20 protein-coding genes are annotated in these 23,228 nt (G+C 63.1%); 8 read left to right on the forward strand and 12 right to left on the reverse strand.

What is annotated here, in order from left to right; all coding sequences use genetic code 11:
• Nucleotides 1-4: 4 nt before the first annotated feature.
• The 4 genes from bcsA to bcsD all read right to left on the reverse strand — a co-directional run bounded on the left by bcsA (nucleotide 5) and on the right by bcsD (nucleotide 4,377).
• Nucleotides 5-2,212: a UDP-forming cellulose synthase catalytic subunit gene (gene bcsA, locus P3T23_RS38945; protein ID WP_429321371.1), complete on the reverse strand. Its 2,208-nt coding sequence runs from the start codon at nucleotides 2,210-2,212 to the stop codon at nucleotides 5-7.
• Complete coding sequence (gene bcsQ, locus P3T23_RS38950) at nucleotides 2,209-3,036, reverse strand: cellulose biosynthesis protein BcsQ (RefSeq protein WP_429321372.1); 828 nt, start codon at nucleotides 3,034-3,036, stop codon at nucleotides 2,209-2,211. The genes bcsA and bcsQ overlap by 4 nt, the downstream gene beginning before the upstream one ends.
• Complete coding sequence (gene bcsP, locus P3T23_RS38955) at nucleotides 3,033-3,824, reverse strand: cellulose biosynthesis protein BcsP (RefSeq protein ID WP_429321373.1); 792 nt, start codon at nucleotides 3,822-3,824, stop codon at nucleotides 3,033-3,035. The genes bcsQ and bcsP overlap by 4 nt, the downstream gene beginning before the upstream one ends.
• A 97-nt stretch (nucleotides 3,825-3,921) precedes the next feature.
• Complete coding sequence (bcsD, locus tag P3T23_RS38960) at nucleotides 3,922-4,377, reverse strand: cellulose biosynthesis protein BcsD (protein ID WP_429321374.1); 456 nt, start codon at nucleotides 4,375-4,377, stop codon at nucleotides 3,922-3,924.
• A gap of 685 nt (nucleotides 4,378-5,062) precedes the next feature.
• Here bcsD and amaB point away from each other — a divergent pair.
• The 3 genes from amaB (at nucleotide 5,063) to P3T23_RS38975 (ending at nucleotide 9,208) form a co-directional block, all read left to right on the forward strand.
• Nucleotides 5,063-6,562: an L-piperidine-6-carboxylate dehydrogenase gene (amaB, locus tag P3T23_RS38965; protein WP_429321375.1), complete on the forward strand. Its 1,500-nt coding sequence runs from the start codon at nucleotides 5,063-5,065 to the stop codon at nucleotides 6,560-6,562.
• A 93-nt stretch (nucleotides 6,563-6,655) separates the two neighbouring features.
• A complete protein-coding gene (locus P3T23_RS38970) occupies nucleotides 6,656-7,828 on the forward strand; it encodes an NAD(P)/FAD-dependent oxidoreductase (RefSeq protein WP_429321376.1) in 1,173 nt (390 codons plus the stop codon).
• A 177-nt stretch (nucleotides 7,829-8,005) separates the two neighbouring features.
• Nucleotides 8,006-9,208: a PLP-dependent aminotransferase family protein gene (locus tag P3T23_RS38975; protein ID WP_429321377.1), complete on the forward strand. Its 1,203-nt coding sequence runs from the start codon at nucleotides 8,006-8,008 to the stop codon at nucleotides 9,206-9,208.
• 198 nt (nucleotides 9,209-9,406) lie between these two features.
• Here the strand turns inward: P3T23_RS38975 and P3T23_RS38980 are convergent, their stop codons facing one another.
• The 3 genes from P3T23_RS38980 to P3T23_RS38990 all read right to left on the reverse strand — a co-directional run bounded on the left by P3T23_RS38980 (nucleotide 9,407) and on the right by P3T23_RS38990 (nucleotide 11,859).
• A complete protein-coding gene (locus tag P3T23_RS38980; RefSeq protein WP_429321378.1) occupies nucleotides 9,407-9,919 on the reverse strand; it encodes a metal-dependent hydrolase in 513 nt (170 codons plus the stop codon).
• Nucleotides 9,920-10,037: 118 nt separating this feature from the next.
• Entirely contained in the window at nucleotides 10,038-10,382 is a 345-nt protein-coding gene (locus P3T23_RS38985) for a sugar ABC transporter ATPase (protein WP_429321379.1), read from the reverse strand.
• Nucleotides 10,383-10,683: 301 nt separating this feature from the next.
• Nucleotides 10,684-11,859, reverse strand: coding sequence for a porin (locus tag P3T23_RS38990; RefSeq protein WP_429321380.1), 1,176 nt, complete (start codon nucleotides 11,857-11,859; stop codon nucleotides 10,684-10,686).
• Between the two features lie 628 nt (nucleotides 11,860-12,487).
• On the opposite strand from P3T23_RS38990, the gene P3T23_RS38995 reads away from it, so the two are divergent.
• Nucleotides 12,488-13,012 carry a hypothetical protein gene (locus tag P3T23_RS38995; RefSeq protein WP_429321402.1) on the forward strand — a complete coding sequence of 175 codons (525 nt, stop codon included), beginning with the start codon at nucleotides 12,488-12,490 and terminating at the stop codon, nucleotides 13,010-13,012.
• Between the two features lie 12 nt (nucleotides 13,013-13,024).
• On the opposite strand, the gene P3T23_RS39000 is transcribed toward P3T23_RS38995, so the two are convergent.
• Entirely contained in the window at nucleotides 13,025-13,456 is a 432-nt protein-coding gene (locus tag P3T23_RS39000; protein WP_429321381.1) for a hypothetical protein, read from the reverse strand.
• Nucleotides 13,457-13,776: 320 nt separating this feature from the next.
• Here P3T23_RS39000 and P3T23_RS39005 point away from each other — a divergent pair, with 320 nt between their 5' ends.
• Complete coding sequence (locus P3T23_RS39005) at nucleotides 13,777-15,183, forward strand: MFS transporter (protein ID WP_429321382.1); 1,407 nt, start codon at nucleotides 13,777-13,779, stop codon at nucleotides 15,181-15,183.
• Nucleotides 15,184-15,253: 70 nt separating this feature from the next.
• Here P3T23_RS39005 and P3T23_RS39010 read toward each other — a convergent pair whose 3' ends face one another.
• Nucleotides 15,254-15,517: a hypothetical protein gene (locus P3T23_RS39010; RefSeq protein WP_133664909.1), complete on the reverse strand. Its 264-nt coding sequence runs from the start codon at nucleotides 15,515-15,517 to the stop codon at nucleotides 15,254-15,256.
• 50 nt (nucleotides 15,518-15,567) lie between these two features.
• Nucleotides 15,568-16,596 (reverse strand): S1C family serine protease, encoded by a 1,029-nt coding sequence (locus P3T23_RS39015; protein ID WP_429321383.1) that lies wholly within the window; start codon nucleotides 16,594-16,596, stop codon nucleotides 15,568-15,570.
• A 173-nt stretch (nucleotides 16,597-16,769) separates the two neighbouring features.
• Here P3T23_RS39015 and P3T23_RS39020 point away from each other — a divergent pair, with 173 nt between their 5' ends.
• Both P3T23_RS39020 and ppk2 read left to right on the forward strand, forming a co-directional pair.
• Nucleotides 16,770-17,153: a VOC family protein gene (locus tag P3T23_RS39020; RefSeq protein ID WP_429321384.1), complete on the forward strand. Its 384-nt coding sequence runs from the start codon at nucleotides 16,770-16,772 to the stop codon at nucleotides 17,151-17,153.
• 151 nt (nucleotides 17,154-17,304) lie between these two features.
• Nucleotides 17,305-18,231: a polyphosphate kinase 2 gene (ppk2, locus tag P3T23_RS39025; protein WP_429321385.1), complete on the forward strand. Its 927-nt coding sequence runs from the start codon at nucleotides 17,305-17,307 to the stop codon at nucleotides 18,229-18,231.
• 97 nt (nucleotides 18,232-18,328) lie between these two features.
• On the opposite strand, the gene P3T23_RS39030 is transcribed toward ppk2, so the two are convergent.
• Together P3T23_RS39030 and P3T23_RS39035 are read right to left on the reverse strand one after the other, a co-directional pair.
• Nucleotides 18,329-19,915 carry an inorganic phosphate transporter gene (locus P3T23_RS39030; protein WP_429321386.1) on the reverse strand — a complete coding sequence of 529 codons (1,587 nt, stop codon included), beginning with the start codon at nucleotides 19,913-19,915 and terminating at the stop codon, nucleotides 18,329-18,331.
• Nucleotides 19,916-20,004: 89 nt separating this feature from the next.
• Complete coding sequence (locus P3T23_RS39035) at nucleotides 20,005-21,426, reverse strand: PLP-dependent aminotransferase family protein (RefSeq protein WP_429321387.1); 1,422 nt, start codon at nucleotides 21,424-21,426, stop codon at nucleotides 20,005-20,007.
• 477 nt (nucleotides 21,427-21,903) lie between these two features.
• Here P3T23_RS39035 and P3T23_RS39040 point away from each other — a divergent pair, with 477 nt between their 5' ends.
• Nucleotides 21,904-23,157, forward strand: a complete 1,254-nt coding sequence (locus P3T23_RS39040; RefSeq protein WP_429321388.1) for an NAD(P)/FAD-dependent oxidoreductase — start codon at nucleotides 21,904-21,906, stop codon at nucleotides 23,155-23,157.
• Nucleotides 23,158-23,228: the final 71 nt, after the last annotated feature.

A 23,228-nucleotide genomic window follows, 5' to 3' on the forward strand; every position in this document is an offset into this window, starting at 1 on the left:
TCAGTCAGTCTTTGGTATCCGGCTTTTTGGTATCGACTGGGCGGCTTCCCATCCAGGCCCGAAGATCGCTATAGAGATGTTCAAACAGGCCGCCGATTCCGCGCGAGCCAACCAGCAGCACGTGCGACAGCCCGCGCAGCGGCGTGTCCTGCTGCCGCCCTTCGGCCCAGCCCATCCAGGCATCGGCCCGCGCGAAAGTGGTTTTGACGAACTCGAATTCCTGCTCCCTGCTGAGCGCCGAAAACCGCAGGCCCACGCGCCCGGGTTCGGTAAAGCCGACGGTTGCGGGGAACGCGTATTCCTCGTCGCCGCGAAAGAGCGACACGGTCACGCGTTCGTGCATCGGGACTTCGATTGCCCCCGGCAACGCGACGCCCACGCCGCCTTCGGAATAGTCGATGGTTTCGCAGGCGAGCGTGCGGCCGGTCGCGAACTTCAGCATGACCGGCATTTTCATCGCCACGCGGTGTACTGCGCGGATCTGCCGGCGTTCGCTGGCAGCCGCCACGCTCGCGCCGAGAATCAGCATGTTGTAGCCCGTCCACGCGAGGTTCAGCACGGTGGTCTGCACCTCGCTGCGCAGGTGCCAGTTCAGATAGATGTGGACCACGCCCACCATAAAACCGAGCAGGTTCAGCAGCAGCAGAAACAGGTAAGGGCGCGAGATCGCCCAGTCGAAGTAGTTCTTCTCGATCTGGCCGCCTTTGGCGGTTACGTTGAACTTGCCGAGCTTCGGATTGATCAGCGCGAGGAGCGTCGGCGCGGTGATGTACGACGCCAGTACCGATTCGTAGACCTCGGCCCAGAACGAGTGGCGAAACAGGCGCTGCATCCGCGAGTTCGTGATGCTCGCGTGCATCATGTGCGGCAGCGCGTAGATCGCGATCGAGCTCGCGGCGGCTTCGATCACATGCGCGCCGAAGAACAGGAACGACAGCGGCGCGGTGAGGAACACGAGGCGCGGGACGCCGTAGAAGAAGTGCATCATCGCGTTCAGATAGCACAGGCGCTGACCGGGTTTCAGCCCTTTGCCGGTGAGCGGATTGTCGATCCGGAAGATCTGCGTCATGCCGCGCGCCCAGCGTATCCGCTGGCCGATGTGGCCCGACAGGCTTTCCGTTGCGAGACCGGCAGCCTGCGGGATGGCCAGATAGGCCGTCGTGTAGCCGAGCCGGTGCAGCTTGAGCGCGGTATGCGCGTCTTCGGTCACGGTTTCGACGGCGATGCCGCCGATCTCTTCCACCATCGAGCGGCGCAGGAGCGCGCATGAGCCGCAGAAGAACGTCGCGTTCCACAGGTCGTTGCCGTCCTGCACCAGACCATAAAACAGCTCGCCTTCGTTCGGCACCCTGCGGAAGGTGCCGAGATTGCGCTCGAACGGATCGGCGGAGAAAAAATGGTGCGGCGTCTGCAGCATCGACAGCAGCTTGTCGCGCAGGAACCAGCCGAGTCCGATCTGCAGGAATGAGCGGGTCGGAATGTGATCGCAGTCGAAGATCGCCAGATATTCGCCACTGGTGATCTTCAGCGCCTCGTTGATGTTGCCGGCCTTCGCATGACGGTTGTGCGTGCGGATCGTCCAGTGCACGCCGACCTCTTCGCAGAACGCCTTGAAGTCCGGGCGGCGGCCGTCATCGAGGACGTGGATCGATAGCTTGCCGGCCGGATAGTCGAGCGCGAGCGCCGCGTAGATGGTCGGTTTCACGACCGACAGCGGCTCGTTATACGTCGGGATGAAAACGTCGACGGTCGGCCAGGCGTCGCGCGAAGCCGGCAGCGGCATCGGCTTGCGCTTGAGCGGCCAGGCCGTCTGGAAGTAGCCGAGCATCAGCACGATCGTCGAGTAGACCTCCGCCGACACCAGCAGGAGACCCCAGACGGCGTCGAGCGGATGCTCCCAGTAGGTCGTGGTCGTCAGCCGCCAGTACATATAGCGGCCGGACGCGACCACCGACAGCATGATCATCACCAGCGTCGCGTACCGGCCTTCGAGGCGGCGGAACAGCAGCGCAAGGACGAAGCAGCAGGTGGCGAACATCAATTGTTCGGTGAACGCCAGCGGCACCGTGAATACGAAGAAGAGCGCAGTCAGCGCGAACAGCGTGAGGACGATCGTGACCGGACGGCTTCCCCAGATCCGCGAGTCGGCGAAACGTTCGAGGCGCGACTTCGGGTTTGCGGGAGCGTCGTTCCCGGACGAGACGCTGCTCATGCGACATTCCTCGGTACATTGCCCGCATTGCCTGCACTACCCGCACTCCCCGGCGCGAGACCAGCCTGCCCGATCGACGCGAGCAGCCAGTCGCCGCACGCGCGCAGATCCGCGGCGGCCTGGCTCAGCGGATCGTAGTGAATCAGCGTGGTGTCGCAGGCGAGCGCTTCGCTGATGGCTTCGTCCGCGTGGATCACGCCGGAAAAGAGCCTCGTCCCAAGCAGCTGGCGCAAGACTTTCAGCACGTCCTTGCTGAGTTGCCGCGACTGATCGACCTGATTGACCACGTACCCTTCGCCGCCGAATCCCGGCCGCGGCGCGGCGTACGTCTCGATCAGGCGCTCCATCAGCGGGATCGCCGCGTACGACGCCGCGTCGGCGAGCACCACGTTAAGCGCGAAGCTGGCGGCGCAGAGCGCGCTGCGCGTGTAGGTCGACGAGCCCGGCGGCGTGTCGATGATCACGACATCGGCTGCGTCGAGGCCAAGCGAAGCCAGCATCTGCGCGACCCACAGCGGGTCGCGTTCGAGATGGGCTTCGAGGCGGCGCCGGTCGTCTTCGACCACCGCGCCGTACGGCAGCACGGTCACGCCGTCGATGCCGTCCATCATCACCGTTTGCCACGAATCGCCGCTGAGCGTGGCGCGCGACAGGCCATCGATGCTGTCGAGCGCGATACCGAAATGCAGTCGCAATGCGTTCTGCGGATCGAGATCGATCGCAATCACCCGGCGGCCGCGCGAGGCAAGCACTGAGGCGAGATTGGCCGCCAGCGTCGTTTTACCGACACCCCCCTTGGCGGACACGACGGCAACGACCTTCATGGGCGACGAGGTCCGCTGACGAGCCACGCGTTGTCTGCCGGTGCAGCGACCTTGCCTGCAGCGGCTGAGGGGACGATGCCCGGCGCGGGTGCGCCCCGCAGGCGCTCGAAGAGTGCCGTCAGGGCGACTGGCGCTGCCTGCGGCGCAGGGGCTTGCTGCTGCGGCTTCGGGGCTTCCGGAGCCTTGAACAGCTTGCCGAGAATCGAGGGCGCGGGGGACGTCGTGGGCGTGGGCTGTGTCATCGGCGCGGCTGGTGCGGCGGGCCTGGCAGCAAAGGCCGGCGATGGCGTGCGTGGCAAGTGCGCCGCCGCGGCTGGCGCGGAGCTGCCTTGCAGTGGCGCCCCGGCGGCACGGCCAGCGGGAACCGCCGGGGCGGCGACCATATCAGGCGCTGCGGCACGCTCGGCAGGTGCATCGGAGGCAACCGGCGCGGGCGCAGCGGAAAACCGCAACGTCCCCGCGGGGATAGCGGGCGGCAGCGTGACATTCTCGACAGGCGGAATAGCCCGGCGGTGCGCGCGCGCGAAAAGCGGCAGCTTGCCGCGCTGGCCCGACGCGGCAGGCCCCTTGGACGGACTGTCTCCGGCGTCGCCCCCGGCCCCTGCCGGAACGCCTTCACGCCGCTGGGCGATCACGGGGATCGACGGCTGCGTGAGGTCGAGGGTGACCAGCAGGGGCCAACGCGTGCGCGCGGTCCGCGCTTCGTTTTCCCTGCCGATTTCCTGATAGTCCTGAGCGTTGCCGCCAAAGTGATCGAATAGTGTTTCGATGTCGCGCGAAAGAGTCATGTTGCCGCTGTCCTGATCATGTCCTGTCTTACCTGGTGCCGATAGCGCCGGTCGCCGCGGCGTCTGTCTGCCTGACTGCCCGGGTTTCCAGGCTGCCTCAAACTGGGTGGCGTCCCAGTCGAAATTCGACTGTGGCGTCATCGGTGAATCCGCTCGCCTGCTCGACCGACAACCCCTGCGCGCCGAGCGCGGCGAGCCACGTCTGGTAGACGCCTTGCAGAAACGCAGGCGTCCATGACAGGGCGTCGTTGCCAAAGGCCTGGAGCGGCGCACAGTAGTGAACGATGCGCAGATACTCGGCCTCGTCGGACAACTCGACAAACCCCCAGTCCGTTTCACGCCACCAGGCGTTCAACGCGTCGCTGAGTTCGCTCGTCGACTCGCAGGGCGGAAGCTCATGCGCGAGCGCAAACCTGCTGCCGACGCGGTGCATCAACTGGCGCAGCTCTTCCGGCCCAAGCTGTGTTTCGAATTCGGCGGCCAGCGCGGTGAGCACGCCACGCCATTGCGGAGCGATCTGGCGGTCAAGCAGGTAGTCGACGATAGGGACCATGGTTTCCGAAGGTTGCCGCGTTTATTCAGGCGATATTTGTGTGCATTAATTGCCGAAAACCGGAATTTTTTGCGAATTGGCGCGCGTCGCGTCGAGACATCAGTTTCGCGCAGTCTACTGCATCACATTTAGGTTTCAATACATCTTGAGACTAGCATTGACACCGATGCACAAATCGGCCGAAAAGCGCATGGATGCGACGTCTATTCGCCCCGTAGGTGAACCGGTTGTGACTCATATTTGTATTCAATATTCATACAATTTTATCTAAAGAAATTGTATGTTCAGACGCTAATTACTCGTAAAACACTTACAAATAATTAGTCAGACGAATATGAATGGGATGTGCACCTTTGTAAACAAAAAAGAGCGTGCACAAGCGGGCCGAACGCCGACAAAGGCCAGCGAGGCCCGGATGGTTCGTCGCGGGGGGACGTCGGCAGACAAGCGTGGCTGGCCTCGAAACTTTCCTATAAGAAACGAAATCGCTACCCAGCCGCCTTTGCACAGGGATGTGTCCGCAGCCAGCCCGGGCGCTGTGAGGCACGACAGGATTTCACGACGTGCCCAATTCAGCGGAGTGCCGCAGCGTGTCAGGCTTTCTTCGGGGTTGCCGCCGTAAAACCCCGCGTGTATAGTTTCCGAACTTACTTTTGTTTCGTATTGGAAATCAAAGGATCCTCTCATGAACGCTTCGACCATCCTCGCCGACCTCGGCATCGCCCGCCTCGCGGAAGCCGGCGACATCGCCGTCCACTCGCCGATCACGGGTGAACTCATCGGGCGCGTGGCCAGCAATACGGCTGCCGAAGTCGATGCGGCGCTTGCCAATGCGAAACAGGCCTTCGCTGCATGGCGCAATGTGCCCGCGCCGCGCCGCGGCGAACTCGTGCGCCTGCTCGGCAACCGTCTGCGTGAAAAGAAGCAGGCGCTCGGCAGCATCATCACGCTCGAAACTGGCAAGATCCTTCAGGAAGGGCTCGGCGAAGTCCAGGAAATGATCGACATTTGCGATTTCGCGGTTGGCCTGTCGCGTCAGCTTTATGGTCTGACGATCGCGTCGGAGCGTCCGGGTCACCGGATGGCCGAAACGTGGCATCCGATGGGCACCTGCGTCGTGATCTCCGCGTTCAACTTCCCGGCGGCGGTGTGGTCGTGGAATGCGGCGCTTGCGCTGGTATGCGGCAATGCGGTGATCTGGAAGCCGTCCGAGAAGACGCCGCTGACGGCGCTCGCCGTCAACCAGATCCTGAACGACGCGCTGAAGGAATTCGGTGACGCGCCGGCCGGCCTGACCGCCGTCATCAACGGTGGCCGTGAGGTCGGCTCGAAGCTCGTGGCCGATCCGCGTGCATCGATCGTCAGCGCGACCGGCAGCACGGAAATGGGCCGCACGGTCGGCGTCGAAGTGGCGAAGCGCTTCGGTCGCTCGCTGCTCGAGCTCGGCGGCAACAATGCGGGGATCGTCACGCAGACCGCCGATCAGGAACTCGCGTTGCGCGGCATCCTGTTCTCCGCTGTCGGCACGGCCGGTCAGCGCTGCACGTCGCTGCGCCGCCTGTTCGTGCACGAAAGCGTGTATGAACAGACCGTCGAGCGTCTGAAGCAGCTGTACGCGAAGGTGCCGATCGGCAATCCGCTCGAAAAGGGCACGCTGATGGGGCCGCTGATCGACAAACAGTCGTACGCGCGCATGCAGGAAGCGCTGCAGCAGGCGGCGAGCGAAGGCGGCAAGGTGACCGGTGGCGACCGTGTCGAAGTGAAGGGTTTCGAAAACGGCTACTACGTGCGTCCGGCACTCGTTGAAATGCCGTCGCAAACGGCTGTCGTGCTGAAGGAAACCTTCGCGCCGATTCTCTACGTGCTGCGCTACAAGGATTTCGCCGACGCGGTCGAAGCGAACAACGCGGCCGTGCATGGTCTGTCGTCGTGCGTGTTCACGACCGATCTGCGTGAAGCGGAGCGCTTCCTGTCGGATTCCGGCAGCGACTGCGGCATCGCGAACGTCAACATCGGGCCGAGCGGCGCTGAAATCGGCGGCGCGTTCGGTGGCGAGAAGGAAACCGGCGGTGGCCGCGAATCGGGTTCCGACGCGTGGAAGGCCTACATGCGCCGCGCGACGAACACGGTGAACTATTCGTCGGCGCTGCCGCTTGCCCAGGGTATCGATTTCAACATCGGCTGAACGGCGCCGCGCGGCAAAGAGCGAAGTTCTTCAACATGTGAGGCAGGGCGCGCGTTGAGCGCGTCCTGCGCCGGCCTGATCGCGGAGTGAGACGTGAGTTCGAAAGTCGTTGTCGTTGGCGGCGGTGTCATTGGCAGTTCGATTGCGTATTTCCTGCGTGCATCCGATCCCTCGGTGAGCGTGACCGTCATCGAGCGCGATCCGACTTATGCGCGTTCGTCGTCCGCGCTGTCGGCGGCGTCGATCCGTCAGCAGTTTTCCACGCCGCTGTCGATCCAGATGTCGCTGTTTGGCATCGAGTTCCTGCGCTCGATCGGCGACCGGCTCGAAGTCGACGGCGCAAAGCCTTCGATCGATCTGCATGAAGGCGGCTATCTGTTTCTGGCGACGCCCGCCGGCCTTGATACCTTGCGCGAGAATCACGCGTTGCAAAAAAGTCTTGGCGCGGATATCAACCTGCTCGACCGGGACGCGTTGCATGCGCGTTTCCCGTGGCTGAACACCGAGGATCTCGCGGCAGGCGCGTTTGGTGAAAGTGGCGAGGGCTGGTTCGATGGTTACGGTCTCGTCCAGGCGTTGCGCAAGAAGGCACAGTCTCTTGGCGCGCGTTATGTCGCGGCCGATGTGACGGCACTGCGCCGCGAGGGCAGGCGGGTGACGCAGGTCGTGACGTCCGATGGTGAAACGTACAGTTGCGACGTGGTCGTGAACGCGGCGGGTGCGTGGTCGCGCAAGGTCGCGGAGATGGTCGGCATCGACCTTCCGGTGTTTGCCCGCAGGCGCAGCATCTTCAACGTGAGTTCGCCGGGGCGGCTCGAGCACTGCCCGCTGTTGATCGATCCGACCGGCGTGTACTTCCGTCCGGAAGGCAAATCGTTCATCTGCGGCACGTCGCCGGCGGCCGACAACGACCCCGACGATCTGCCGCTCGACGAAGTCGACCACGCGCTCTTCGACGATGTGATCTGGCCGACGCTCGCGAACCGCGTGCCGCAGTTCGAAGCGCTGCGTGTCGAGAACTGCTGGTCGGGCTACTACGAGTACAACGTGCTCGATCAAAACGCGATCATCGGTCATCACCCGGACGTCGATAACTGCATCTTTGCGAACGGCTTTAGCGGTCACGGTCTGCAACAGGGGCCGGCGACGGGGCGCGGTGTCAGCGAACTGATCCTGAACGGCCGATACACGACGCTCGACCTGTCTTCGCTCAGCTTTGCGCGCGTGCTGGAAAACCGGCCGATCATCGAAAAGAACGTGGTGTAAGCGCGTACTCGAAGACGGCAAGCGAAACACCTCTCCAGGGTGGATGCAGCGAACTCAACCCGGCCTTCGTGCCGGGTTTTTTTCTGTGCGGACCACGGCGGAGATGATTCCAGAAAGTCAAAACGTGCTGCATATATATCGTTTGATGCGTGCGCGGATACTCACCACAATCGACCCATGTACACATTCACACCTCCCTTCGAAGCGCCGACCGGCTCGCCGATCCGCGAACTCTTCAAGTACCTCGCGCAGCCGGGGATGATTTCGTTCGCCGGCGGTTATCCGGCGAGCGACCTGTTCGACCGCGATGGAATCGAGGCGGCGGCCGCGCGCGCGTCGAAGCAGACCACGCTGTGTCTGCAATACGGCCCGACTGACGGTTTGCCGGTGCTCAAGGAAGAGCTTGCGAAACTGATGGCGCGGCGTGGCACCCGCTGCGCACCCGATGATCTGATGGTGACAACCGGATCGCAGCAGGGCTTCGATCTGCTGCTGCGCGTGCTGGTGTCGCCGGGCGATGTGGTGCTGGTCGAGCAGCCGGCCTATCCCGCGACGCTGCAGGCGCTCAAGCTGCAGCAGGCGAACGTGGTGTCGCTGCCGGTCGATCACGATGGCCTCGACGTCGAAGCGCTCGCTGCGCTGCTTGAAGCGGGTACGTTGCCTGGCCAGCCCAGGATGCTCTACACGGTGCCTACGTTCGCGAATCCGACCGGTGCGACGCTGTCGCTCGAACGGCGCATGGCATTGCTCAGGCTGGCGGTGCGCTATCGTTTTCTGGTTGTCGAGGACGATCCTTATGGCGATCTCCGTTTCGCAGGCGGACCGTTGCCGTCGCTGCTCGCGCTTGCCGCCGATGTGCGTGGCGCGCGCGACTGGATCGTGCATTTCTCCAGCCTGTCGAAGATCGTGGCGCCGGGTCTGCGAGTCGGCTGGACGATTGCGCCCGCCGAGATCCTGCGGCGATGCGTCGTCGCGAAACAGACCGTCGATCTGTGCAGTTCGCCGTGGACGCAGGCCATCGCCGCCGACTATCTCGCCGATGGTGCGCTCGAGCGCCATCTGCCGAAGATCGTCGCAGCCTATGCGGAAAAATGCGGCGCGCTATGCGATGCGCTCGAAACCCATATGGGCCGCGCGCTCGACTTTCACCGGCCGGGCGGCGGCATGTTCGTGTGGGGCAGGCTTGCTGCCGGACACGATGCGTCGGCGTATCTGAAGGCTTGTATCGCGAGCAACGTGATGTTCGTGCCGGGTGTCGCGTTCTTTCGCGATAACGTCGACCATGCATCGCTGCGGCTTTCGTTCGCGGCGCCGGGTGTCAGCGATATCGAAACGGGTGTGCTGCGAATGAAAAGCGCGCTGGACAAATTGGCGGACTAGCTGGGTTCCCGTTTGATGCGCGCCCGGTGATGGAAGGGGCGGGCATCGGGACGCGGTGGCAAGTGCCTGCCTGGCGACACGCCGCAGGCACACGCGGTATTTCCAGTGGCATCAAACACTTGCGTCTGCAGTGCGCAGGATATCCACAGCCTTGCCAACATTATCTGTTGATAACCGCCACACTATCCGGCGCCGCCATCACAGCCGCAGATGCGGCAGCATCAACAGCCCATGGCCGCCATGCAGCCACACATGCCCGGCGACGAACCACGCGGCGACCCACGAAGCGCCGACGATCAACAGATCGCAGTGGCCGCTATTCCACCAGTTCAGCGAGTGACGTCCGGCGATCCAGGGGACGCCAAGAGGATTGGGCCAGTCCGCAAGCAGATGCATCAGGCCGCCGCATGCAAACCCGAACAGCGGCGCCGCAAACGAACGATGTCCGAGAAGGTGATACGACCACGCGAGCAACGCAAGCCAGCCGATGCCCCAATGCGTGAGCGTTCGATGGGTGATCCACAGGCGCCGCGTACGCGACCACCACGCGACTTCGAGCCAGTCGGGCGCGGTGCCGCCAGCGACACCGCCGGCGAACGCCAGCATCGTCCACAGATGCCAGGGGCCTGTCGCGTGTGCATGGGCGACCAGTGCCGCGGCAATGAGACCGGCTGCCCAGCCGGTGGCATGGTGTGCCTTGCTTGATGCCATCGTTATCGCACCGCGTGAAGAAGGGCGGCTATGTTCGCAGATGTGCGCGTCGAACGAAAGCCCTTGCAGGCCGTTCTTCAGGCACACGCTTTGACTGCGATGCGAAAACGCGTGCCGCCTACACCGCGCAGCGCGCGACGTCGAAGCGCATTTCCGGTTCCGGCGGATCTTCCGGCGAACCCTCCGGGTGCAATACCTTGATGACCGAGCCCTGGTTCGACGGCGTCAGCGTAACGAAATACGAACTGTTCGAACTCGAGCCGACCGTCAGTTCGGTTGCGCCGTTGATCCGCGCGGTATGCACGCGCGGCAGACGGCCGGAAAGGCAGCTGGCGATATCGGCGGGGGAGCGTGGTGAAGACACATAGATGATCGGTTCCGCGGAACGGCTCGTGGAGACAGTGCCGGACGAACCGCACGCGGCGAGAAGGACAGCGGGAGCAAGCAGAAGAAGTCTTTTCATGATCCGGTCGTCGGCGTCCCCGGTGGTGCGCGGGAACTTGGGGCGCGGGCGGAGCGCGGCGTTGCCAGTCGACGCCAGGTACTCCGCGACGAAGCCGCCGTTCTGCTGGCGGGTGTCGCAAGGGCGGCGACGTCAGCAACGAGGAAGGCGGCTGTCGCGCAGTATACCTGCGGCTATCCTGGAAATCGATCGATGCCGTTGTGCCGCGTGCACAAAAACGCGCGCATACCAGGAGCACGCGAGCGTTTCTGTTTGTGCCAGGCCGGACCCGCGGATCCGGCCTGCTTTGCAACAGTAGCGATCAGAAGCGGTGACGCAGGCCCACTGCAGCCGCCACCTGATTGCCGGTCGACGACGGCGACAGCGTATTGATCGCTGCGACGTTCGCGCGACCGTTTCCGAGTTCACCGGATGCGTGCTGGTACACGCCTTCGACGTACACATCGGTACGCTTGCTGAGCGAGTAGTCGGCTTGCAGCGACACGGTATGCCACTTCGGATCGCCCGAACTGTTCGAGCCGGAGATCTTGCCGTCCGTGTACGTGTAGGCTGCTGCGAGGCCCAGAGCCGGCGTCAGCGCGTAGCGGCCGTTGATTTCATAGTTGTCGAGGTGCAGGTTCGTACCCGACAGGCCGGCATCGAAGTTGGAGCCCGTGAAATTGCTGTTGACGGAGCCAATGCCGTCGAACTGCGTGTGCGTCCAGACGAAGCCGACCACGGCCGGACCGTAGGTGTAGTTCGCGCCCACACCATAGGTGCGCTGCAGGGCTGCGGCGACGTTCGCGTTGCCGTTTTCCACTGCCAGGGCGCCACCGCTGTTGCTGATGCCGCCGTCGGTGCCGAGCGAATTGTTCAGTTGCAGGTAGGCGGCCGCAGCGCTGATCGGGCCATTCTCATAGGATGCGCCGACGCTCCACGCGCGGTTGTTCGAGAACTGGCCGGCGGCGTTGCTGAAGCCATACAGGCCGCCGAACTTCAGACCCGCATAGTTTGCGCTCGTGTACTTGACCGCGTTCCTGATCGAGAACGAGTTGTCGAGGTTGTCGTTGTCAAGCGGGTGACCGGCCAGATTGTTGCCGTACCCTGCGCCCGCTGCCGACAATGGTGCCAGGTAGTCGACGACGGAGTCGTACTGGCGGCCGAGGGTCAACGCACCGAACCTGTCGCTCTGCAGACCGACGAAGGCCTGACGGTTGAACAACGTGCTGCTTTCCGAGAACTGGCCGTTGTTCAGGTTAAAGCCGCTTTCCAACGTGAAGATCGCACGCAGACCGCCGCCCAGGTCTTCGCTGCCGCGCAGACCGAAGTAGGTGTTCGACACCGAGCCGCTGCCCTGTTGCCAGCTGCTATGGCCGCCCTGGTTGTTCGCGTAGACAAGGCCGGCGTCCAGCGTGCCGTACAGGGTGACGCTGCTTTGCGCCTGGGCCGATGCCGCGAACACGCCGAGGATGCCCGCGATAACAATGGTTTTTTTCATGCTTTTAACTCCGAGACAGTGCATGGGGAATCGCATTCCAGTTCAAGCCATATATGCATCCGGCCGACTGACGATTCGCTGCGAAGTGTATTCGCCCCACTCGAATATTTAATTGCATGCTGCACAACAGTGCCTTCCAGAATCCGGGATGCCGAAAATGAAAAGCCTAAGTATGGATTTATAAAGTGATTTTCAGACTTTCAAGACGCGCGTGGGTGGCGTGTCAAGCTTCGGGCTGTTGCTCAAGCGCGACGGGTGTTGCGGAGTATTACGCAATGCGGTCAGGTCGCTGTGAAATGGCAAATGGCATTGACGCGGTTTTCCGCAAAAGAATATTCCAGGTTGCGAACTAATTCCGGCAGGCGTAACCGTCTAAAATAGCTTGCAACCCTTGAGCAGGGTTGTCTTTTTCATCTCTTTAACGCGGCTTTCGAGCCGCGTTTTTTTTGAATAATGGTTGTAATAATATTTAATTAATTCCACGCGCGCAATTCACTGTTTCCCTGTCTGAATCCGGATGTGCGGCGTCGTCCGTTCGATATAGGGATGGGTTCCGGCGCGCTGGAGCGGGTAAAATCCGCCCCTTGTTCCGCCGAACGTGTTCCCGAACGTGAGTCAAAAAACAGCCATGACCGATACGCCGCTTCCATCACCAGACCTATCCGCTGAACCGCACGAGGGTGTCCCGGAAACACAGCGGGATGCGCGTTTGTGGCGCGATGACGGCTGGACTGCGCGCGTCATCAAGAACGAAGACGACGATGGCTGGGCCGTCGAGATGACAAAAGACGGCGAAGCGGAACCCGCGCTTGTCGGCCCCTGGACGATGGGCCGCGACAAGAAGAATCCAAAGCCGCTCGACACCTCCGCCTTCAACACGCTGGTGAAAACCGCGTCGGAAGTGCTGCGCCGGCACGAACAGCAATTGCACGCGATGCTGCACAAGAGCGTGACGGTAGCCTCCGCAACGGGCGAAGACGAACTTGAGATCACGCTCGATATTGTGCCGGCCGAAGACGATCCCTATGCCATGCTGACCGCGCGCGACGCGTTCGGCGAGCAGCTCGCGCAGGTGCGCGTCACGCCGGGTTTCAAGCTGACGAAGGCGAGCGCCGCCGCCTGGGTCGAGAATGAGTTTCGTCGTCCTGGCTGAAATACGTCAGTTCTAGCTTCGCTTGCAGAATATCGCGGTCACGTGAGGAGCGACGTGGTGAACGATGGCGGTGCTTCCCGCACTTTGAATGGCTACCTGCACCTTCTCTTCGCTGCCGAACACCACGACGCCGTAGGCAGATTTCGCGACCGGTTCTCCGTCGCCAGTACGGAACATCGGATCGTCCTTCTCGTAGGCGACAACGGCAAACACCGAAAAGCCGAATGCCGTGAGCTTCGCGCCCCGTGACGGCCAGAAGGCGTTGATCGAATTGCTTTCGACCCGCATCGGTGTCGCCTCGATCAATTGCTGATCGGCGAGGTCGGCGACAAATTGATGAGCGGATTCGTTGCAGGTGAGCGGCGCGTCGAGGCCGGACGCGCGCGACGCAAGCGGCAAGGCCGCAAGAAGCGAGGCGGCAAGGATAAGGGAGAGACGTTTCATGAAAACCCGGGTGGTACGATTCGCAATTCGCCGGACAGGCGTCCCGGCGAAGGTTGCGCAACGGCCATGAGTGTCATGGTGGCGCAACAGGTACCGCACTTTACCGGGATTTGAAAAATCCTGCTTCCTGCGGCATCGTGGACTGACAGCTTTATGTTATGAGAGTGTCATGAAATCGCAAGATTTACGGCGCACGTATATTTCCGGGTTATGAATCGACGAAACGCTGCCGGGGCGCAACTTACCTGACATGCGCAAGACCGCGATGCGATAATCGCGGCTTTACGTCTGCGGCTTTGCCGCCTGCCGTCCCCCTGCCAATGCCGCTTGCTCTAGGCACTTTCATTGTTCCGCTCATCGTCGCGTGCGCGATGTTCATGGAAAACGTCGACGCCACGGTCATCGTGACGTCGTTGCCGGTTCTGGCGCGCGATCTCGGTCACGACCCCATTACGCTCAAGCTCGCGGTCACTGCCTATGTGATCGGTCTCGGCGTGTTCATTCCGATCTGCGGCTGGGTGGCCGACCGCTTCGGCTCACGCACCGTATTTCGCACCGCGATCGGCATCTTTATTGTCGGGTCCCTGATGAGCGCGGCATCGACATCGCTACCGATGTTCGTGTTTGCGCGCTTCGTGCAGGGGATCGGCGGCGCGATGATGGTGCCGGTTGGACGGATCATCATCTTCCGGTCGGTGCCGAAGTCGGAGTTCATCCGCGCGGTCAACTATCTGACGGTGCCCGCGCTGCTTGGGCCGGTAATCGGACCGCCGCTCGGCGGCTTCATCACGACCTATCTGCACTGGCGTCTGATCTTCCTCATCAACATTCCGATCGGCATTCTTGGCATCTGGCTCGCGAACCGGCACATCCAGAACGTGCGCGAAGCGGATCCCGGGCGGCTCGACTGGACCGGCTTCGTGCTGTCCGCGGGTGGGGCGACGCTCTTCATGCTGGGGCTGTCGCTGGTGGGCGGCCCGCTGGTGCCAACCTCGACATCGCTTGGCATGTGCCTGATCGGCGCGCTGCTGCTGGGCATCTACTGGCTTTACGCGCGACGTGTCGAACTGCCGGTGCTCGATCTGCGCCTGCTGCGTATTCCGAGTTTTCATGCGAGCGTGGTGGGCGGATCGCTGTTTCGTATCGGGCTCGGCGCGGTGCCTTTTCTGCTGCCGCTCGCCTTGCAGGAAGGGCTCGGCATGACCGCGTTCGCGGCGGGCACGATCACCTGCGCGTCGGCGTTCGGCGCCATTTTCATGAAGAGTTTTGCGTCCCGCGTGCTGGCGCACTACGGGTTTCGGAAGGTCCTGATGGTCAATGCGGCGTTCGCCGGGCTGGCGATTGCCGTGTATGGATCGTTCATACCGGGCACGCCGCACTGGCTGATCTGGTGCGTGGTGCTCGTTGGCGGCATCTTCCCGTCGCTGCAGTTTACGAGTCTGAATTCGCTTGCGTACGCGGATATTCCGAGCCGTGAGGTCGGACGCGCGACGAGCGTCGCAAGCGTGATCCAGCAGATTTCGCTTGGCCTCGGCGTGACGATCGCAGGGCTCGTCCTGCAACTGTCGCACGACCTGCAAGGCCATCCGACGATCGTCTGGACGGACTTCTGGCCAGCGTTTCTGGTGGTCGGGCTGTTCTCGGTCTGCTCGATTCCGGTGACGGCGCGCCTGCCTCATGATGCGGGCGATGAACTGGCGCGCGGCCACAGAGGGCAGACGAGCTGAAGCATGAAGGCGGGCCGACCCCGTGCTTTCGACGGGATCTTCGTCAGCAAGCGGGCCGCACGGTGGCGCCCTACAACTTCAGGATCCGCTCGTAAAACCTGCACCAGGCGGCCGCGTGATCAACGTCTTGCGGCGACGGAGAATCGAAAGCCTCGTCCGCGGCACGCCGGCAGGCATCGACGAACCTGTCGATTGCCTCACGACTGCCAAACACCATCTCGCGCCGCGCTGCAACGATCACAATTCTGGCGGGTACGCGCGTTACACCCGGCAGGCCGTAGTCATCGTATCCAGCGATATCCCGTGCAACTTTCACCTGATAGTCACCGGCCACGTCGCTCTCCTGTGGGCTGATCCATTTCCCCAGTATAGGTAACGCACGCGCTAACTGGCCTGCTCAATCGGTGTCAACGTCAGGTCGAGCTTCTGTGCGCCGCGCAGAACCGTCACGCTGACAGCGCGGTCGATCCGCGAAGCATCCAGCGTCCGTTGCAGACCATCGACACTATCGACGGCAATCGCATCGATAGCCACAACAATATCGTCGGTCCGCAACCCGCCGAGCGCCGCTGGACTCCCTTTACCCACTTCGACCACACGCACGCCGCTGACAGCCGTCAGGCCGAAATACCGCTGCATGCGTCGCGAAACCGGCGCCGTGGTGCCGGCGACGCCGATATAGGCACGCCGCACGCGCCCATGGGCGAAGATCTGCATGATGACCCACTTGGCGGTGTCGATCGCGGTCGCGAAGCAGATCGCCTGGGCGCCTGGAATAATTGCCGTATTCACACCGATCACCTGGCCTGCCGAGTTGATCAGCGGGCCTCCGGAGTTGCCCGGATTCAACGCGGCGTCGGTCTGGATGACGTCGTAGATCATGCGTCCCGAGTTCGAGCGCAGCGAACGTCCGAGCGCCGACACCACGCCTGTCGTCACGGTCTGCGCCAGACCGAGCGGATTGCCCACGGCAATCGCGATCTGCCCGACGCGCAGCTTGCCGGATTCGCCGAGCTCGACGTGCGGCAACGGCTCGGCCGAACCGATCCGCAGCACGGCGAGGTCGCTTCCGGGATCGTCGCCGACCAGATCGGCGTCGAAGGTCGCTCCGTCGGCAAGCGTGACGCGAAAGTGCGTAGCGCCATGCACGACATGGCTATTGGTCAGCAGATAGCCGTCGGGCGTGAACAGAAAGCCCGAACCGGTGCCGCCGCGCGTGCCGCGGCCGCTGGTGTCGCCCGGCAGCCGCCGTTCGACAGAGATGAACGCGACGGCCTGCTGCACGCGCTCGAGCGCACCTATGACCGTGCGCGAGTAGGCGTCGAGCAATGCGTCGTCTTCGAGAGGATGGGGTGCGGCCGCGTCCGGCGCACCCCGCGACAGATCGTCGATGAAACGGGGACGGCTTCCCATGATCGGGCTCCGGGTAAATGGAAAACGAGATGCAGGGCCGAGCGCCTGTTTTCAAGATGCGCTGGATGGCGGTCAGCGACGCGCCGGCGATGCGGGCGCGGCCTGCATCGTGTGCAATGGCGTATGTGAGACACTTGCTGACATATGCCTTGCACTGGAAGGAGCGCGACGCAATGAACCCGACACCCAGCCAGGCCGAGCCGCTCATCGAATCGCTGAGCGCGATCACACTCGCCACACACGATATGGCGCGCGCCGTGCCGTTTTACGAGGCCTTGGGTTTTCCGCGCAAGTTTGGCGGTCCGGATGAGGCCTTTACATCGTTTGCCTTTGGCACGTCGTTTCTGAACCTGATTGCCGACACGCGCGGCCCGATCAACTGGTGGGGGCGGGTGATCCTGTACGTATCCGACGTCGATGGCGTCTACCAGAAAGCGCTGGCGGCCGGCTTGCGGCCGGAGTTTCCTCCTTCTGATGCGCCATGGGGCGAGCGCTACTTCCATATCGTCGATCCGGATGGGCACGAGCTGAGCTTTGCGCGGCCGTTGCGCGTTTAAAAACTCGCTATGATGTGCTTTCCCCCCTGACCGGCGGTTGTCACTGACACCGCCAGATAACATCGTTGACACTTCACGCTTCGATAATCGTTCCTTCGATGCCGCCGTGCACGGCGCGAGCAGTGCCTTCCAGCCGCACAGGAGATCCGCGATGAAAGAAAATGACATGGTCCACGACGCGGCTTCGTTCGCCGAACGCCAGCGCCGCTTCGAAGAAGACCTCATCGATGCGTACGATGAAGAACTCGAAATGGAAGTGGACGACCGCATCCTTGACGGTGCGAACGGCCTTACCGTCGAGGCGCGCGAAGCGCGCAAGCACTACTTCCGCGAACTGTTCCGCCTGCAGGGCGAACTGGTCAAGCTGCAGGACTGGATCGTGCACACGGGCCACCGGCTGGTCGTGATCTTCGAAGGCCGCGACGCGGCCGGCAAGGGTGGCGCGATCAAGCGCATCACGCAGCGTCTGAATCCGCGTGTGTGCCGTGTCGCGGCGCTGCCTGCGCCGAACAACCGCGAGCGCACGCAATGGTATTTCCAGCGCTACACGCAGCATTTGCCGGCAGGCGGCGAAATGGTGCTGTTCGACCGCAGCTGGTACAACCGCGCGGGCGTCGAGCGCGTGATGAATTTCTGTACCGACGCCGAATATGAAGAGTTCTTCCGCTCGGTGCCGGAGTTTGAAAAGATGCTGGTGCGCAGCGGCATCCAGATCGTCAAGTACTGGTTTTCGATCACGGACGAGGAGCAGGAAATCCGCTTCCAGAACCGTATTCTCGACCCGCTGAAGCAGTGGAAACTGAGCCCGATGGATCTGGAAAGCCGGCGTCGCTGGGAGGAGTACACACGCGCGAAGGAAGTGATGCTGCAGCGCTCGCATATTCCCGAAGCGCCGTGGTGGGTCGTGCAGGCCGTCGACAAGAAGCGCGCGCGCCTGAACTGCATTCACCATCTGCTGAGCCAGGTGCCGTATCACGAGATCGAGCATCCGCTCGTCACGTTGCCGGATCGCGTGTACAACACGGAGTACATCCGCCAGCCCGTGTCGCAGTCCATGATCGTGCCGGAAGTGTACTGATTCACCCGAAAGAGCAGGGCAAATGAAAACGGCGCACCCATCACAGGGCGCGCCGTTTTTTCATCTGATTCGTCTAACAGACGGGCAGCAGCCCGTTCTAGAAAAGCTGGCGGAACAGCCAGTAAAGTCCAGCCGACAGCGCGATCGACACCGGCAACGTCAGCACCCATGCCATGACGAGGCTGCGCACGGTGTTCCATTGCAGACCGGAGCCGTTGGCGGCCATCGTGCCCGCCACGCCCGAGGACAGGACGTGCGTCGTCGACACCGGCAACCCGTACATGTCGGCCGCGCCAATCGTCACCATCGCGACCAGTTCCGCCGATGCCCCCTGGCCGTAGGTCAGATGCTGCTTGCCGATCTTCTCCCCGACCGTCACGACGATCCGCTTCCAGCCGACCATCGTGCCGAGCCCGAGTGCAATCGCCACCGCCACTTTCACCCACGTCGGAATGAACTTGGTCGCGTGATCGGTCTGGCGCCGGAAGTTGTCGATGGCCTTGAAGTCGTCCGGGGCGAACGCGGGTTGCTTCGCTTTCGTCATCAGGCGGATCGCTTCGGAGGCGACGTACATGTTGTTGCGCACGTTGTCGACGATATCTCTCGGGACGTTGGCCATCGAACCGGACGCACCGACCTGCTGGCCGATCTGGAGCGTCAGCTGTTTCAGCGCCGGCACGGTGGCGGGCGTGAGTTCGCGGGTGCGCACGAAGGCTTCGACATCGGCACGCGGATTGGTCGACATCGGCGCGCCGTTTGTGTATCGATCGAGTACCGCAGCGGCCTGCTGCGCCACGGCGATGAAGGTTTGCGTTTCGGCGGGCGTGACGGCCTTGTTCAGCGCGTAGGCGGTCGGCACCGTACCGATCAGGATCAGCATGATGAGGCCCATGCCTTTCTGGCCGTCGTTCGAGCCGTGGGCAAACGAAACACCCGTGCAGGTCAGGATCAGCAGGCAGCGGATCCAGAACGGCGGCGGCTCCTTGCCGACCGGTTCGGCATAAAGCGCCGGCACGCGCACGACCGCCTTGAGGATCAGCAGCAGCAGGCCGGCCAGCAGAAAACCGACAATCGGCGAGAACAGCAGCGACTTGCCGACGCCGAGCGCCTGGCTCCAGTCGACCCCGCTCGTGCCCGATGCGCCGTGCAGCAGCTGGTTCATGAGGCCGACACCGATGATCGAACCGATCAGCGTGTGCGAACTGGACGACGGCAGGCCGAAATACCAGGTGCCCAGATTCCAGATGATCGCGGCGATCAGGAGCGCGAACACCATCGCGAAGCCGGCACTGCTGCCCACCTGCAGGATCAGTTCGACCGGCAGCAACTGCAGGATGCCGAAGGCGACCGCGCCGCTCGACGTCAGCACGCCGAGAAAATTCCACGCGCCGGACCAGACAACTGCCAGGTTAGGCGTCAGCGAATGCGTGTAGATCACGGTGGCGACGGCGTTGGCGGTGTCGTGGAAGCCGTTGACGAACTCGAAGCCCAAGGCGATCAGGAGCGCGATGCCGAGCAGGAAGTACGGGAAGTACGAACCTTGGCGGAACGGCTGCAGATCGTCGATCAGATGCGTGGCGACATAGAAGGCGCCGACCGCGATCACACCCAGAAAGACGATGAGGCTGATGCTGCGGCCTCGCCCGGTTGCTGCTTCTGTTTGCGGGTAGGAGAGTTCTGGCATGGCCTTGCCCTGGGGGATCGGTGGGGGGAGCTTTCGATCCTGCGGGGTATGCGTGTCACATTGATGACGGAACCGTGTCGTTATGCCCCTTAAATGGTGCCAAATAGCGCGCGTGGCCGGTCCTTCAGCGTGCCGGCGAGCAGGCGCAACGCGCTAACGAGCTGGTCGCGGCTCGATGCGCAGGCCAGATTGATCCGCACGCCATGTTCGATTTCCGAGCGGTCGACTGCGAAAGCCGACGATGGCATGACGATCACACCGCGCGCCTTCGCGTTGGCGGCGAAATCGTCGGCGCGCCAGGGTGGCGGCAATTTGAGCCAGACGAACATGCAGGCCGCGTCGGACTCGAGGTATTCCTGTGGCAGCAGTTCGCGCGCCAGATCCCGGCGCGCGCGGATTTCAGCGAGCTGCGCGTCCATGATGTGGCGCGCAGTGCCATCCTCGATCCAGATCGTTGCGATCAGCATCGACATCGGCGCCGGCATCCAGGCGGTCGTCCGCACGGCTTCCGCGCACAGCGCCGAGCTTTCCGGCGGGCTCAGCAGATAACCGAGCCGAAGGCCGGGGGCCAGGATCTTCGAAGTCGCGGCGATGTGGAACGTCAGTTCCGGGCACAGGCTTGCGAGGGTGGGCAGCCGCTGGGAGACGAGCGGACCGTACACGTCGTCTTCGATGATCACCACGTTGTGGCGGCGCGCGACGTCGACGAGCGCCATCCGGCGTTCGAGGCTCATCGTCGTGACGGTCGGATTCTGCAGGTTCGGCACCGTGAAGATCGCCTTCACCTGGGTGCGGCGGCAGATGCGATCCACTTCGTCGGGCAGAAGGCCGTCGCCGTCGCTCGGCACGCCGACGATCTCGAACTGGAAGACCGGCGCGAGCGCCTTCAGGCCGTAATAGGTGAGCTGGTCGGCGAGGATGATGCCGTCCGTGCCGATCAGGCTGTTCAGCACCGCGTACAGGCCATGCTGGGCGCCGCTTGTCACCACCACATGATCCGGCGCTGGCGTGAAGCCAGGCGCGGTCATCCATTTCGCGCCAGCGGCGCGCGCCCACAGCGGTCCTTGCGGGGGCTGATATTCCTGCAACGACGGATAGCGCGGGTCGCGTGGCAAGTCGGCCAGGGTGCGCGCGAGGCAGGTCAGGAATTCGCCGGTGGCGGGCCGGTTGACGGTCAGATCGATCGCTCCGCTGTTCGAGACGCGCGCGGGTTCGACGCTCGGCATCGCGCCGCCCGTCACGAGCGAGCCGCGCCGCTTGCTGCCGATCACGAGCCCGCGAAGCTGCAACTCTTTGTAGGCGCGCGACACGGTCGACACATTGATGCCCAGCTCTGTCGCGAGCTGGCGCTGCGGCGGCAACCGGCTGCCCGGCGGATAGACGCCGCTGCGGATTTCGTCTTCGATCGAGCTCGACACCTCGACATAGGTCGCACGCTTTGTCTGAGCTGGCGCGCCGTTTGTCCTGTCTCCGCCGTTCGCGGCGCGCGATTCCTCTTTGCCGGAAGCCATTCTCTTGCGTGTCTCCATACAAAACCGGGTTTGTCCACATGATTGCGGCAGGTCCAACGATTCTATACCAGATAAAGCTCAGAGCAATGTTCATGCGCTCTCGCAAGGTCCGCGCCAACGGGAATCCAGGGAAACTCCCATGCCACACAATGAGCTTTTTAATTGCACACAAAAAAATCTTGTGTGATTCTAGATGTCATGGTTTGTCTGGTGTGTTCGCCGTTCGCTGGCCGTGAGGCCCCGCGCCAACCCCTTCCAGTGGAGATTTCGCATGACAGTCCGGGCACCGGCCCGCGCGTCCGACGCGCAGGCTTTTATCGCGCTCAGCGCTGCAACATTCGTCAGCGAGTCAGTGCCCAGCGCGTGCAATGAGCTTTGGGTTTGCAGGAACGCGGGTCTTCGCAACATCAGGCCGGCAACGCGCCTTTCGTATTGGCTGTCGGGCAACGGCGAAGCCGCGATGCGGGGAGGCAGGTAATGGCGGAAGTTGCCATTGTCGGCGCCGGGTTCATCGGGCTTGCGAGCGCCGCCTGGCTCATGCGTGACGGACACCGCGTGACGATGTTCGATCCATCGGGCGTCGCCCAGGGCGCGTCGTCCGGCAACGCCGGGACGTTCGCGCCTTACGGGTGCATCCCGGTGAACAACCCGTCCGTATTTCGTGATCTGCCGCGCTTTCTGCTGTCGGCCTCGAGTCCGTTCCGGCTGCGCTGGAGCTATCTGCCGCAGATTGCGCCGTGGCTCGCGCGTTTTCTGATGAGTTCGATGCCGCGCCGCTACGAGGCAAGCGCAGCCGCACTGGCCGCCTTGCTCGCGCAGGCGCAGGCGGGTTACGCACCGCTCCTCGCCGGACCGTCACTCGCGCGGTTCGTGCGGCCGCGCGAGTGCCTGTACCTGTACTCCAGTGCGGCATCGTTCGACGCGTCACGGCCGACGCTCGACCTGCGCCAGCAACTGGGTGTCGCATTCGACGTGCTGGCCGCCGCGGACATCCGGCAACTCGAACCATCGCTTGCGCCGATCTTCGAGCGCGGGGTGCTTTTCAAGGACAGCTGGCATTTCTCGGATCCGCCGGGTTTTTTGCAGACGCTATTCGAACAGCTGAGCGGGCGCGGACTCAAATTCGAGCGTTCGGCGGTGAATGCCGTGCAACCTGCCGCAGACGGTGCGACGCTCTGCGTCGAAGGCGATGCGCCACGTCGCTTCGACTACGTGGTGATCGCCACCGGCGCGCGATCCGCGAAGTTTGCGCGGCAATGCGGCGACGTCGTGCCGCTCGATACCGAACGCGGCTATCACGTGCGCTATCCGGGCATGGCTCACCTGATCTCGCGACCGGTCGGCTGGGCGGAACGAGGCTTCTATATGACGCCGATGAGCGACGGCATCCGCGTCGCGGGGACGGTCGAGCTGGGTGGTTTCAGCGCTACCCGCAACCGCTCGCTGCTCGATCTGCTGACGTTTTCGTCGAAGCGTGCCTTGCCCGCGCTGGCGCAGCCCGACAGCAGCTGGCTCGGCTTTCGCCCGACGCTGCCTGACGGCGTGCCGGTGCTCGGGCGCGCCCGGGCGAGCGAGCGCGTGATCTACGCCTTCGGTCACCAGCATCTGGGTTTGACGCTCGCGGGTATCAGCGGGCGCATCGTCGCCGACCTGGTGGCGCGGCGCGATCCGCCGCTCGACCTCGCGCCGTACGCGGCGACGCGTTTCCACCGGGCGAGGCAGGCGCATTAGCAGACGACTGACTATTTTCGATTTTCGATTTTTGCAGTACGCACCGCAGGACGACTTCGACGTGTCGCGCG

Origin of the sequence: Paraburkholderia sp. GAS448 (genome assembly GCF_050435685.1) — a bacterium.
Taxonomy (GTDB): domain Bacteria; phylum Pseudomonadota; class Gammaproteobacteria; order Burkholderiales; family Burkholderiaceae; genus Paraburkholderia.

Excerpts from the sequence above, each read along its gene's own strand:
- bcsA (WP_429321371.1), bottom strand. The coding sequence starts at position 2,212 with ATGAGCAGCGTCTCGTCCGGGAACGACGCTCCCGCAAACCCGAAGTCG.
- bcsQ (WP_429321372.1), bottom strand. The coding sequence starts at position 3,036 with ATGAAGGTCGTTGCCGTCGTGTCCGCCAAGGGGGGTGTCGGTAAAACG.
- bcsP (WP_429321373.1), bottom strand. The coding sequence starts at position 3,824 with ATGACTCTTTCGCGCGACATCGAAACACTATTCGATCACTTTGGCGGC.
- bcsD (WP_429321374.1), bottom strand. The coding sequence starts at position 4,377 with ATGGTCCCTATCGTCGACTACCTGCTTGACCGCCAGATCGCTCCGCAA.
- amaB (WP_429321375.1), top strand. The coding sequence starts at position 5,063 with ATGAACGCTTCGACCATCCTCGCCGACCTCGGCATCGCCCGCCTCGCG.
- P3T23_RS38975 (WP_429321377.1), top strand. The coding sequence starts at position 8,006 with ATGTACACATTCACACCTCCCTTCGAAGCGCCGACCGGCTCGCCGATC.
- P3T23_RS38980 (WP_429321378.1), bottom strand. The coding sequence starts at position 9,919 with ATGGCATCAAGCAAGGCACACCATGCCACCGGCTGGGCAGCCGGTCTC.
- P3T23_RS38985 (WP_429321379.1), bottom strand. The coding sequence starts at position 10,382 with ATGAAAAGACTTCTTCTGCTTGCTCCCGCTGTCCTTCTCGCCGCGTGC.
- P3T23_RS38990 (WP_429321380.1), bottom strand. The coding sequence starts at position 11,859 with ATGAAAAAAACCATTGTTATCGCGGGCATCCTCGGCGTGTTCGCGGCA.
- P3T23_RS38995 (WP_429321402.1), top strand. The coding sequence starts at position 12,488 with ATGACCGATACGCCGCTTCCATCACCAGACCTATCCGCTGAACCGCAC.
- P3T23_RS39000 (WP_429321381.1), bottom strand. The coding sequence starts at position 13,456 with ATGAAACGTCTCTCCCTTATCCTTGCCGCCTCGCTTCTTGCGGCCTTG.
- P3T23_RS39005 (WP_429321382.1), top strand. The coding sequence starts at position 13,777 with ATGCCGCTTGCTCTAGGCACTTTCATTGTTCCGCTCATCGTCGCGTGC.
- P3T23_RS39015 (WP_429321383.1), bottom strand. The coding sequence starts at position 16,596 with ATGGGAAGCCGTCCCCGTTTCATCGACGATCTGTCGCGGGGTGCGCCG.
- P3T23_RS39020 (WP_429321384.1), top strand. The coding sequence starts at position 16,770 with ATGAACCCGACACCCAGCCAGGCCGAGCCGCTCATCGAATCGCTGAGC.
- ppk2 (WP_429321385.1), top strand. The coding sequence starts at position 17,305 with ATGAAAGAAAATGACATGGTCCACGACGCGGCTTCGTTCGCCGAACGC.
- P3T23_RS39030 (WP_429321386.1), bottom strand. The coding sequence starts at position 19,915 with ATGCCAGAACTCTCCTACCCGCAAACAGAAGCAGCAACCGGGCGAGGC.
- P3T23_RS39035 (WP_429321387.1), bottom strand. The coding sequence starts at position 21,426 with ATGGCTTCCGGCAAAGAGGAATCGCGCGCCGCGAACGGCGGAGACAGG.
- P3T23_RS39040 (WP_429321388.1), top strand. The coding sequence starts at position 21,904 with ATGGCGGAAGTTGCCATTGTCGGCGCCGGGTTCATCGGGCTTGCGAGC.